Annotated in this window: 10 protein-coding genes; 8 read left to right on the plus strand and 2 right to left on the minus strand. The window is 45.8% G+C overall.

The window, feature by feature from the left end; translation table 11 throughout:
• The first annotated feature begins 117 nt into the window (after positions 1 to 117).
• On the plus strand, positions 118 to 1,650 hold the full coding sequence (locus R7041_RS15680; RefSeq protein WP_005379894.1) for an inorganic triphosphatase: 1,533 nt from the start codon (positions 118 to 120) through the stop codon (positions 1,648 to 1,650).
• 41 nt (positions 1,651 to 1,691) lie between these two features.
• On the opposite strand, the gene R7041_RS15685 is transcribed toward R7041_RS15680, so the two are convergent.
• The gene (locus tag R7041_RS15685) at positions 1,692 to 2,465 is read right to left on the minus strand and encodes a potassium channel family protein (RefSeq protein WP_025768395.1); all 774 of its coding nucleotides are present in this window, start codon (positions 2,463 to 2,465) and stop codon (positions 1,692 to 1,694) included.
• 105 nt (positions 2,466 to 2,570) lie between these two features.
• Between R7041_RS15685 and R7041_RS15690 the strand changes: the two genes are divergently transcribed.
• The 3 genes from R7041_RS15690 to hldE all read left to right on the plus strand — a co-directional run bounded on the left by R7041_RS15690 (position 2,571) and on the right by hldE (position 8,282).
• A complete protein-coding gene (locus R7041_RS15690; protein ID WP_206949603.1) occupies positions 2,571 to 3,827 on the plus strand; it encodes a methyl-accepting chemotaxis protein in 1,257 nt (418 codons plus the stop codon).
• Between the two features lie 113 nt (positions 3,828 to 3,940).
• Positions 3,941 to 6,784, plus strand: coding sequence for a bifunctional [glutamate--ammonia ligase]-adenylyl-L-tyrosine phosphorylase/[glutamate--ammonia-ligase] adenylyltransferase (gene glnE / locus R7041_RS15695; RefSeq protein ID WP_064353615.1), 2,844 nt, complete (start codon positions 3,941 to 3,943; stop codon positions 6,782 to 6,784).
• A gap of 67 nt (positions 6,785 to 6,851) precedes the next feature.
• Positions 6,852 to 8,282 carry a bifunctional D-glycero-beta-D-manno-heptose-7-phosphate kinase/D-glycero-beta-D-manno-heptose 1-phosphate adenylyltransferase HldE gene (gene hldE, locus R7041_RS15700; protein WP_017633601.1) on the plus strand — a complete coding sequence of 477 codons (1,431 nt, stop codon included), beginning with the start codon at positions 6,852 to 6,854 and terminating at the stop codon, positions 8,280 to 8,282.
• A 178-nt stretch (positions 8,283 to 8,460) separates the two neighbouring features.
• Here hldE and tolC read toward each other — a convergent pair whose 3' ends face one another.
• Entirely contained in the window at positions 8,461 to 9,789 is a 1,329-nt protein-coding gene (tolC, locus tag R7041_RS15705) for an outer membrane channel protein TolC (protein WP_005379884.1), read from the minus strand.
• A gap of 229 nt (positions 9,790 to 10,018) precedes the next feature.
• Here tolC and nudF point away from each other — a divergent pair, with 229 nt between their 5' ends.
• The 4 genes from nudF to R7041_RS15725 form a co-directional block, all read left to right on the plus strand.
• On the plus strand, positions 10,019 to 10,669 hold the full coding sequence (gene nudF / locus R7041_RS15710) for an ADP-ribose diphosphatase (protein WP_025768397.1): 651 nt from the start codon (positions 10,019 to 10,021) through the stop codon (positions 10,667 to 10,669).
• Entirely contained in the window at positions 10,669 to 11,112 is a 444-nt protein-coding gene (locus R7041_RS15715; RefSeq protein ID WP_017633603.1) for a DUF1249 family protein, read from the plus strand. Before nudF ends, R7041_RS15715 begins: the two co-directional genes overlap by 1 nt.
• Positions 11,113 to 11,173: 61 nt before the next feature.
• Positions 11,174 to 11,980, plus strand: coding sequence for a 3',5'-cyclic-AMP phosphodiesterase (cpdA, locus tag R7041_RS15720; RefSeq protein ID WP_005387419.1), 807 nt, complete (start codon positions 11,174 to 11,176; stop codon positions 11,978 to 11,980).
• Between the two features lie 47 nt (positions 11,981 to 12,027).
• Positions 12,028 to 12,446: YqiA/YcfP family alpha/beta fold hydrolase (locus R7041_RS15725; RefSeq protein WP_318128659.1), on the plus strand; the 419-nt coding region annotated here is incomplete at its 3' end.

Raw genomic sequence — 12,446 nt, forward strand, 5'->3', positions numbered from 1 at the left:
TAACGCATTAAATCGCTCATTAAAACTGTTTTAGATCATCATTCCGGCGATATTTCTCTCTTGCCGTGTGAGAAATTACGCAATATCCTGTTTCTATCTGCTTTGAAAGGTATAGCTATGGAAACCGAAATAGAACTGAAGTTTTTTGTTTCTCCTGAATTTTCAGAAACTTTAAAAGAAAAAATTTCTGAGACAAAAGTACTTCAGCATAGTTGTCGTGACTTGGGTAACACCTATTTTGATACTGCCGATAAATGGCTTCGAAAGCACGACATTGGTTTAAGAATTCGCCGTTTTGATGATGTATTCGTCCAAACCGTAAAGACAGCAGGACGCGTCGTCGCAGGCTTACATCAAAGACCAGAATACAATGCTGAGCACACTAGCGACGAGCCTAATCTGTCGCTTCATCCTCTAGATATTTGGCCTCCAGGTAAAGATGCAGAAACGCTGCAATCCGAGCTTATGCCATTATTCTCGACCAACTTCACACGTGAACAATGGCTGATTGGCATGCCCGATGGCAGTCAGATTGAAGTTGCTTTTGACCAAGGCTTAGTTGTAGCCAAAGGTGAAGACGAAGAAGAGAAGCAAGAGCCAATTTGCGAAGTTGAACTGGAACTTAAGTCTGGCCAAACCGAAGCTTTATTCACACTGGCACGCAGCTTTTGCGAGCAAGGTGGTATGCGCTTGGGTAACTTGAGCAAAGCGGCGAAAGGTTATCGACTTGCAAGCGGTTATGCGGGTGATGAAGTAAAATCATTGGCACTTGTGGACAGTAGTCCGACGGATACCGTTGAATTTTGCTTGATCAACTCTTTAGAGCACGCTTTGTCTCATTGGCATTATCACGAGCAAATTTATGCTGAGCGTGACAGCGTGGAAGCACTGCGTGAAATCAGTAATGCCATTCGTTTCATTCGTCAAACATTGACCATTTTTGGCGGGATTGTCCCTCGTCGCGCGAGCGCGATTCTGCGCCAAGAGCTTAAATGGTTGGAAGAAGAACTGAGTTGGTTGGATGAGCATGCACACCTTGAAGAGCTTTTAGATGACAAAGGCAATGTGCTGCGCAAGTTGGATGCACGTAAGTTCTTAGTATCTGAGTTGACTCAGCAGTTACAAGAGTTGCCAAGCCGTGAAGAAGTGCTAGGGTTGCTCAATTCCGCGCGTTACACAGGGTTACTGCTGGATCTAAGCCGCTGGATCTTAGCGCGCGGTTGGCAGCCATTTCTTGATGAAAAAGCACGTGAAAAAATGGCAAGTAATATCATGCCGTTTTCAGTTACTCAGCTCGATCGCACTTGGGCTGAGCTAATGGAAGCTTTCCCAGCAGAGCGCGATTTGACGGCGCAAGAGTACGTTGATCAGCGTTATCGCTTATTGCGTAACCTCTATACTGGTATTGGTTTCGCGAGTTTGTATAACTCGGATGAGCGTAACAGCTTCCGTTTACCATGGGCGGATCTGGTGCATGGTATCGATGATCTGCTAATGCTGAACCACTTGCTCCCGTTGGTTGATATGCTGGAAGACGCAGAAAAAGAGCAGTTAGAACGCTGGTTGCACCGTCAAGAGCGCTCAATTTTGCATGCAATGGATCAAACCCGAGCGATCAGTGTGGAAGTACAGCCTTATTGGCGTGAATGATCGTTCTGGTGGTAACGACAAAAAAATAGGACCGCATGGTCCTATTTTTTTGTCTCTGTTTTACGTTGTTGTAGCTCTTTTTCCATGAAATCGAGTCGTTCTAGTATTTGAGCTTGTTGGGTTAGGAGCTGCTCGAGCATACGTTCTTTATTGATTGAACTGTGCGTCTGTTGTTTCGTTGGGGCAGTAAGGATAGAGGTGATAAGACCCGAGATCATACCAAAGATACCCACCCCGCAAACAATGATGATGACAGCCAAAAACTTTCCTATGGAGGTCACTGGATAATGATCGCCGTAACCAACCGTTGAGATTGTTACAAATACCCACCACAAAGCATCGGCGCCAGTACGAATATTCGCTTCTGGGTTTTTCGCTTCGATAAACAGCATTGCACTAGAACCGAGTGTTATGAGGATAACCATCAATAGCAGTATAGAGGCGACCGTGGTTTCGCGGCGGTTTTCTTTGAGCTGATGCAAAATGAACTTTGACGAACGCAGTACTAATACCACTCGCATAATATGAAAAATACGAGCAAAGCGCAGGGGCTCTATCAATGGGATGCTCGCCACGAAATCTATCCAATGACGTTTAAGGAATAACCAGCGATCTGTGGACCGGATCAAATCAATGGTGAGCTGTAGTAGAAAAATACTACAGATTATGAAATCCAGACCGATAAGAACTTGACGGGTTTCGTGATCGATCGGGAAAAACAACAAGCCAGAGATCACAAATAGTGCCATAAAAGACAATATTAGTGACAACAGGCCCATCGGTCGTGTGCTGTCTTTGATATCATTGTTTTTCATACGAAGCTCAAAATAAATCGCGTAACCACGCAAAGCGCGAACATAACTATAAGTAATATAAAGATTATAGATAAAGACTATATAAGACTCGGTGGAGAACTGACAATGGAAAAGCTGGCATTTAAGCCATGGGAAAGGGTCATATCCGACATTCGACTGGTGCCTAAAATGGTCATGTTGATGGTCTTCAGTACTGTCCTGATCGTGGCAAAACAACTGTGGGACGCAAACACTTTTTACGACTCACTTTTAGCGGCGACACAAAACGCGCAAGTTGCCCAACAGCATTATGAAGCATATTTAACGCAAGTTGCTTGGCAAACCGCCTTATTGATTGTGGTTTTTGTCGTGCTCTTATTAGCGGCGGCTAGAGTGATGTTGCGTCAAACACAGTATCTGAGCGACGCGATCAAACTGATGGCGAGCAAGAACCTCTCTGTTCCATTTGGTATGGATTGTAAAGATGAATACGGAGACGTGGCACGTGAATTAGAAAAGACACGTCGACAATTGCACGATGTTATTCAAATGCAAATTAATGCGTCTGATGAATTATCAACGCTCACCGAAGTCATGACGCTGAGCATGTCGGAAACGAAGGAATCGGCGCAAGAAGAGTTTAACGAAATTGATCAACTTGCTACGGCGATGAGTGAAATGTCGTCGACGGTCCAAACGGTTGCGGAACATGCCCAGACGGCATCTTCTCTAACAGAGCAAGCTTCCGCACAAGCAATTTCTGGTCAGCAGTTCTTGCAAAGTACAATGGCGAAAATGAGTGAACTTTCGTCGGATATCGCTTCATCGGCACAAGCGGTTAACCAAGTTGAAGAACGTGTTGAAGCCATTGGTAGCGTTGTAGGGACGATTCAAGGCATTTCTGAACAAACCAACCTGCTTGCACTGAATGCGGCGATTGAAGCGGCGCGAGCTGGCGAGGCTGGGCGGGGTTTTGCTGTGGTTGCAGATGAAGTTCGTAACCTTGCCCAACGTACACAACAAGCGACGGTAGAAATTCAAAAGATGATCGCACAGCTGCAAACCAGTGCTGAATCTGCGGTAGAACTCATGGAAAAAAGCGTTGTAGAAGCGGCAGATGGAAACGAGCTGGTTTCTAATGCTGGATCTGAGCTCGATGGTATTGTTGGGCAAGTGACGCAAATCAATGACATGAACTTCCAGATCGCGACGGCGTCTGGTCAGCAAAGCAGTGTTGCAGAAGAGATGAGCCAAAACCTCACCAATGTACGTGAGTTGGTTGAAGCCTCAGTTGTTGTTGTTACCGAGCTGCTAGAAACCTCTGAAATGATGCAAAATAATGCAGGTGAGCTAGACAAGAAGATCAAATCTTTCCAAGTTTAATATTCGATCCCGAACTTTTGATAAAACGCCCACAAACCTTTTGTGGGCGTTTTTATTTGCTTTCAGTCTGGTATAAAGAATGAGTTACCGTGCTTTTCAAACAAGGAAGAAAAATGCAGCTGCCTTCGCCACTGATTTCTATCGCTGAATCTGCCGTACAAAACGCCCAAGACGCAGGTTATTTTCCCCTTTGGCCCGATGAGGTTGCGCAGCAATTTCGTTATGTGGCGGGCTTAAGCCAGTTTATAACTGAAGCCATTCATCGCGATGAAGTCCTAGCCCGTGAGTTGCCAAGTATGTTAGCGCAGCCAAGTCGTCAGGAGTCTTACCGCTCACGCCTTGCTGAACTGTTGGAACAATGTCCTGATGAGATGTCTGGTCATCGCGTATTGCGTCAGTTTCGCAATCGAGAAATGGTGTACATTGCGTGGAAGGATTTCACGCATGCATGGTCTCTAGAGACGTCTTTAAGCCACTTATCTGAGTTGGCAGAAGCGATGATTTTTGAAACCTATCAATGGCAATATCAAGTGTGTTGTCAGGAGTGGGGCACGCCAACAAGTGAGGACGGTGAAGTGCAGCCGATGTTAATTATCGGCATGGGGAAACTGGGTGGTGGCGAGCTAAACTTTTCTTCCGATATTGATCTAATTTTCACGTATCCAGAGAATGGCGAAACCCAAGGCGCACGCCGCAGCATTGCCAATGCCCAGTTCTTTACTCGTCTTGGTCAACGCATCATCAAAGCGCTCGACCAACAAACCTTCGATGGTTTTTGCTACCGCGTCGACATGCGACTTCGCCCATTTGGAGAAAGTGGCCCCTTGGTAATGAGCTATGCCGCACTTGAAGATTATTACCAAGAGCAGGGGCGAGATTGGGAACGTTACGCGATGATCAAAGCTCGGGTGATGGGATGTGAGATGTACCCGCAGTATCAAGAGCTACGCCAAATGCTGCGCCCTTTTGTTTTTCGTCGTTATATTGATTTCAGTGCGATTCAATCTTTGCGTCGAATGAAGTCGATGATCAGTAGCGAGGTTCGCCGCCGAGGGTTGAATAACAACATTAAGCTAGGTGCGGGTGGCATTCGAGAAATTGAATTTATCGCTCAAGTTTTTCAATTGATTCGAGGTGGTCGAGAACCTTCTTTACGTAATCGAGGGCTGTTGGAAACACTGCAAGGCATTGAAGAACTGGCATTGCTTACTCCACAAGAAGTCAGCGATCTAGAAGCCGCATACAAGTACTTGCGTCAATTAGAAAACTTGTTGCAAGCAATGGCGGATAAGCAAACCCAGACGCTGCCTGATTGCGAAACCGAACGCTTAAAGCTCGCCACCGCGATGAAAATGAGCTGTTGGGATCAATTGATTGAGCAAACCCAGCAGCATATGGCAAATGTTCACCAAGTTTTTGAATCACTAATTGGTGATGATGAAGAAGACGAGGGGACTACCGTTGCTCGTCATTTTCATGAGCTATGGGATATGGCCGACAAACAAGATGTTCTTGAGCATATCTTGCAGCAGGATATTCAGATTGAAGACTTTGCTTCATGCGCGAAAACCATCATCAACTTTAAAACCGATCTGGCCAAAAAAACGTTAGGCCCACGTGGACGCGAAGTGCTCAATCGTTTGATGCCGAAAGTGTTTGATGCGGTCTTTGCCCATCCTGATGCACAGTTTGGTTTATCTCGTGTACTTCACTTGCTACACAACATCTGCACTCGCACGACTTACTTGGAATTATTGGATGAGCATCCAGCGGCTCTGGTGCAGCTCGTACGTTTGTGTACCGCAAGCCCAATGATTTCAGAGCAGCTGTCTCGTTATCCTATCTTGCTTGATGAGTTGATCGACCCTGCGCAGCTGTACAATCCCATTCCATTAGACAGTTACCGTACAGAGCTACGTGATTATTTGGCGCGTATTCCTGAAGATGATATGGAACAGCAAATGGAAGCGTTGCGTCAGTTTAAGCAAATTTGTATTTTGCGTATTGCAGCGGCAGATATTGCTGGCGCATTGCCAGTGATGAAAGTGAGTGACCATTTAACTTATTTAGCGGAAGCTATCGTTGATGCGGTGATCAGTCAGGCTTGGTTGCAAGTGTCTGAAAAGTACGGCGAGCCAACGCATGTGAAAGATCGTGAAGGTAAAGGCTTTGCTGTAATTGGCTATGGTAAAGTCGGAGGGTGGGAGCTCGGCTATAACTCCGACTTGGATATTGTCTTCATGCATGACTGCCCAGTCAATGTCTACACTGACGGCAAAAAAGAGATTGATGGTCGTCAGTTCTACCTTCGTTTAGCACAGCGTATCATTCATATTTTCTCCACTCGCACCGCTTCCGGTATTTTATACGAGGTCGATACCCGATTGCGTCCGTCCGGTGCATCGGGTTTGTTGGTTAGTCCAACGGACGCGTTCGACGACTATCAACATCAAGACGCGTGGACATGGGAGCATCAAGCACTTGTCCGCGCGCGCATGATTTATGGTGATGAACCACTGGCAATTGCATTTCACAATACGCGGCATGATGTGCTGTGCAAAGCACGCGATCAAGCTGAACTGAAAAAAGACGTTGTCGAAATGAGAGAAAAAATGCGCGGTCATCTTGGGGGGAAAAAGCCAGGCCGCTTTATGCTCAAGCAAGATGTAGGTGGGATTACCGATATCGAATTTCTCGCTCAGTACCTAGTGCTCAACTATAGTCACGATAAGCCGAAATTGACGCGTTGGTGTGATAATGTGCGCATCTTTGAAACGCTCATTGCGCAAGATGTTATGGACGAAGACCAAGCAATGCAGTTGATACGTGCTTACACGACAATGCGCAACGAAATACACCGCCGAAATCTACTCAATTTAGACGCTGATGTGGTGGAAGATAAGTTTGTTGCCGAAAGGGAGTGGGTAAAACAGGCTTGGAATCAGTGGTTCAGTTAAGACCATATATTTAGCCTCGATAAGGGCTGTGATAAACTCACTTCGATTTAATTTTTGGAGACCAACAATGAAACCAATTCTACCTGATTACAACAGCGCTGGTGTGCTCATCATCGGTGATGTCATGCTAGATCGTTACTGGTATGGCCCAACCGGGCGCATTTCTCCTGAAGCGCCGGTTCCTGTTGTAAAAGTAGAAAACAATGAAGAGCGTCCTGGTGGTGCTGCGAACGTTGCGATGAACATCGCATCATTAGGTGGCCATGCTCACATTGTTGGTCTAACTGGGGAAGATGAGCCTGCAAAAGTGCTGACGGAGACGCTGAGCTCGCTCAATGTGAAGTGCGATTTCGTTGCGCTGCCTGATTACCCAACGATTACGAAGCTTCGTGTAATGAGCCGTGGACAACAACTGATCCGCCTCGACTTCGAAGACAAATTTGAAAACACAGATTCTGCACCTGTGCTATCGCGTATGGATGCCGCACTGCCAAACGTTAAAGCCGTGATTATGTCTGACTACGCAAAAGGTTCGTTAGAGCATGTTCAGGCATACATTCAAAAAGCGCGCGCAGCAAATATTCCGGTTTTCATTGACCCGAAAGGTGCGGATTTTGAACGCTACCGTGGCGCAACACTTCTTACGCCAAACATGAAAGAGTTCGAAGACGTTGTAGGTAAAGTGAAATCTGACCAAGAGCTAGTAGAGAAAGCGCTGGCTTTGGTTGAAGAGTTTGAATTTGAAGCGCTTTTAGTGACACGCAGCGAAAACGGAATGACCTTGATTCGTCGTGGTCAGGAACCGTTCCACCTTCCAACTCAAGCGAAAGAAGTGTACGACGTGACAGGTGCGGGCGACACGGTTATCTCTGTATTGGCAGCGTCTGTTGCCGCAGGCAAATCATTTGAAGAAGCGTGTGCACTAGCAAACGCAGCGGCAGGTGTTGTAGTTGGTAAACTAGGCACGTCAACGCTTTCTGAGATTGAATTAGCAGAAGCGGTACATGGCAGCCAAGACACGGATTACGGTGTGATTTCAGAAAAAGCACTGATCGAAGCGGTGAAAAAAGCACGAGCTCGTGGCGAGAAAGTCGTTATGACAAATGGCTGCTTTGATATTCTACACGCTGGCCATGTGTCTTACTTAAACCATGCTGCTGAACTGGGCGATCGCCTAATCGTTGCGGTAAATACCGATGAGTCAGTAAAACGCCTTAAAGGCCCTGGTCGTCCGGTAAACCCAACCGATCGCCGCATGGCGGTGTTGGCAGGTTTGGGCGCTGTGGATTGGGTTGTACCATTTAGTGAAGATACGCCGCAGCGTTTGATCTCAGAAGTTCTACCAAGCTTGCTAGTAAAAGGCGGTGACTACAAACCAGAAGAGATTGCTGGTGGTAAAGAAGTCATTGCGGCGGGTGGTGAAGTTCGTGTATTGAACTTTGAAGATGGCTGCTCGACCAGTGAAATCATTAATGCAATCAAAGGCGGTAAGGGCTAAGGCTGCTGTTTGTTAGCATTGAAATGCTATTTGCTCATAAAGGTCGCTAAGTGCGGCCTTTTTGATACTTGTAGTTCAGAGGCACTTTTAAGCTCTGAACTACAAGTAATAAAAAACGCCAGCTGATAACTCAACTGGCGTTTTTTATTTATTAAGACCTGAAGTATTCAGTTCGCGGTTATTTTGCCGCTTTCAAACCTGCATCAACGTCCAAGATGTCTTGTTCGCTTAGCGTACCAACTGCTTGGCGTAGCTGAAGAACACTTAAAATGTAGTCGTAACGAGCGTTCGATAGGTTTTTGTTCGCATCGTATAGACGACGAGTCGCGTCCAGTACATCAACGATAGTACGAGTACCTACATCAAAGCCAGCTTCTGTTGCTTCTAGTGCAGAGCGTGCAGAAATAACCGCTTGCTCATACGCACGTAATGCGCCGATAGAGGCGTTAATGTTGTTGTTTTGTGCGCGAACATCTTTGACTACGCTACGGTACTGTGCTTCAAGATCTTCGCTTGCTGCCACGTACGCGTATTCAGCTTGTTTGGTTTGAGAGGTTACGTTACCACCTGTGTATAGCGGTACAGCAAGGTTCACACCAATATTGAAGTTGTCTGTCGTGTTGTCACGAGAGCTATGAGAAGTATCACCGTAGTTGTAACCACCGTCTAGAGAGAGCGTTGGTAGGTGGCCAGAGCTTGCTAGTGAAATATTGTCACGCGCAATGTCTTGAAGAATACGTGAAGATAGCAAGGTCAGGTTTTTGGTTTTTGCTTCATCAATGAGCGATTCAGCAGGTACGGTCGATGGGCTAGCAGTGAAGCGGCCAGTGTCCAAAATGTTGAGATCTTTGTGCTCTTGGCCTGTAATTTCACGCAGTGACTCGTAGCTATTAGTGAGCGCGTTTTCTGCCAACACTTCGTCCGCTAGCACTTGGTCGTACTGAGCTTGTGCGTCATGCACGTCAGTGATTGCAGACAAACCTACTTCAAAACGCTGTTTAGTTTGCTCAAGTTGACGGCCAACCGCGGCTTTTTCTGCACGTACGAAAACAAGATTATCTTGTGCGCGTAGAACTTCAAAATACGCTTGTGACACGCGAAGAATCAGTGCCTGTTGCGTCGCTGCGTAAGTTGCGTCTGCTTGGCGAGCACTTTTCTCAGCAGTATCTAGAGAGATCCAAGATGCGCGGTTGTAAAGTGCTTGTGAAAAGCTAACGCCAGCGGTTAGTGCGTTGCCATCGTTTGATACGTCGCTAATTAGATTTGAATCGTATTCAGTATCACCACGAGTTAAATTGTAACCCGCAGTAAGGTTAATTTGTGGTAATAGAGCACTACGGCTTGAGGTGATTGCTTCGAAAGCTTGGTCACGTTGTGCTGCTACACTGAGCAATTGTGGATCATTTTGTTTTGCCAAGTCGTAGATTTCAGCCAAAGAGTCTGCGAACGCAGACGTACTCATGCTACCTAGCGCTGCACTGATAAATAGTGGAAGCAATTTTTTCATTTTCTATTCCCGCGGTCCATAGATTGGTTAATTCTCAGTAGTTTAACTCAATTTGCACGATATTTACTCTAAAGTTTGCACTTTTTTACACGTAATTATCCACTTGTGCAATAAATTTTTAGCAAAGACTTAAATTAATTTGTAACTATTATACAAAAAGTTGAGCCAAGTCCTTTGAGCAAGCGAATAACAATGAGTAAACTACAGGATTCACTCAGAGAGGTGTTGAATGCAACAGCGTGACAAACAACAACAAGATTTTACTTCGCGAGATGTAAAAGTCATCTCGAAAGAAACCTTATTTGAAGGTTTTTTCAAAATGGTGAAATACCGCTTTCAGCATAGGCTATTTGCTGGTGGTTGGAGTGGAGTTGTCGAACGAGAAATGTTCGAGCGTGGTCACGCAGCAGCGATGCTTCCTTATGATCCAAAGACGGACCAGGTCGTAATCATTGAACAGATTCGTATTGGCGCGTTGGAACATGAACACCCTTGGCAGCTAGAAATTGTCGCCGGTATGATTGACCGCGATGAATCAGCTGAAGCCGTAATTCGTCGAGAGGCTGTCGAAGAAGCGGGGATTCAGGTGGGGCGCGTTATACCTGTCACTTCTTATTATCCTTCGGCTGGTGGTTGCTCGGAAAAGCTAGACGTCTTTGTTGGTGAAGTGGATGCGTCTAAAGCGCACGGCATTCATGGTTTAGACTATGAGAATGAAGATATCCGAGTTCATGTCATGAGTCGTGAAACGGCGTATCAATGGGTGAAGGACGGGAAATTTGAAAATGGTGCGTCGATTATTGCGTTGCAATGGCTGCAATTACACCATCAAGAGTTAAAGTCAGAATGGGGACAATCCCAAACGGTGGAGAGTGAGTAATGGCACAATTGGCTGAAAAACAACAATATCATGTTGATTTAGCTGGTCTTATGAGAACGTATGAGACCAACTACGCTAAGTTGAACGCCTTATTGCCTGCTTCTGCCGAAGTTGGGGATGTACGTTGCTACCAAGCGGCGAACATGGTTTACCAATTGACCGTGAATGAAATCACAAAATACACCACAGTTGTTGAGATATGTCAGAGTGATGAAACGCCAGTGTTTCCTTTACCGACGATGTCTGTCAGGCTTTATCATGATGCGAGAGTAGCCGAAGTATGCTCAAGCGGAGAGTTCTCTCGCATAAAAGCTAAGTATGATTATCCCAATGACCAACTGATGCAGAAAGATGAAAAGCATCAATTAAACACATTCCTCGGTGAATGGCTGACGTTTTGTTTACGAAGTGGTATCAGTAGAACACCACTTGCCTTCAATTGATCGTCACGTCACTAAAGGAAAATAACAAATAACGATATAGTGGACGAATCAGGTTTTCATTTTGCAATCATCTAGTGACAGCATCAAACTTTTACAAATTACGGATACTCATCTGTTTGCTGCCGATGAGGGAAGTTTGCTAAGCGTAAAAACAGTCGATAGCTTTAATGCTGTTGTTGCTGATGTTTTACGCCGCAACGTGGCGTTTGATTACATCTTGGCGACGGGCGATATTTCCCAAGACCATAGTGCAGAATCTTATCAGCGCTTTGCCAACGGCATTGAACCGCTAGAGAAAGACTGCTTTTGGCTACCTGGTAATCATGATTACAAGCCTAATATGGGCAGTGTTTTGCCTTCGCCACAAATCAAAGCCGCAGAGCATGTGTTGCTTGGCGAGCATTGGCAGTTAATTCTTTTAGACTCGCAAGTTGTTGGCGTTCCTCATGGGCGCTTGAGTGATCAGCAATTAACGCTACTCGAAGAAAAGCTAGCCGAACACCCAGAAAGACACACACTTGTTTTGTTGCATCATCACCCGTTACTGGTGGGAAGCGCGTGGCTTGATCAACATACTTTAAAAGATGCCGAAGCGTTTTGGCAGGTTGTCGAGCGTTTTGATAACGTGAAAGGCATTCTCTGTGGTCATGTTCATCAAGATATGAATGTGCTTCACAAGGGCATTCGAGTGATGGCAACACCCTCAACTTGTGTTCAGTTTAAGCCTAACTCGGATGATTTTGCCCTTGATACCACTTCGCCTGGTTGGCGGGAGCTGCAACTACACGCTTGTGGCGATATTACGACCCAAGTAGGTCGGCTTCCTGATGGCCAGTTCCAACCAGACTTCTCTTCTAACGGCTACTAACGCGCCCGAGCTCTCTGTTCGGGCTCGCTTTTTTGTGCGAGATATCTATGAGTAAACCTTCACTTCTTCTCTATATCCATGGCTTTAATAGCTCTCCACTCTCCATGAAAGCGAATGTGATGAGAGCCTACTGCGAGCAACATAGGTCTGATATCAAGGTGATTGTTCCCCAGTTACCTTGTTATCCTCAGCAAGCGGCGAAAATGTTGTTGGATATTATCGAGCAATATAAAGACGACTATAAAATTGGTCTAGTGGGCAGTTCATTAGGCGGTTTTATGTCAACGTGGCTAAATGACAAGTTTGGGTTTAAAGCGGTAGTGGTCAACCCCGCAGTCAAGCCTTATGAGTTGCTAGTAGATTATTTGGGTAAGCAAACTAACCCATATACGCATGAAACCTATACACTTGAAGCTTGTCATATTGACGAGTTAAAAGCTCTTGATGTACAAAGCATCGCGTCGCC

It is taken from the genome of Vibrio sp. 1751, assembly GCF_033339895.1.
Lineage (GTDB): Bacteria > Pseudomonadota > Gammaproteobacteria > Enterobacterales > Vibrionaceae > Vibrio > Vibrio alginolyticus.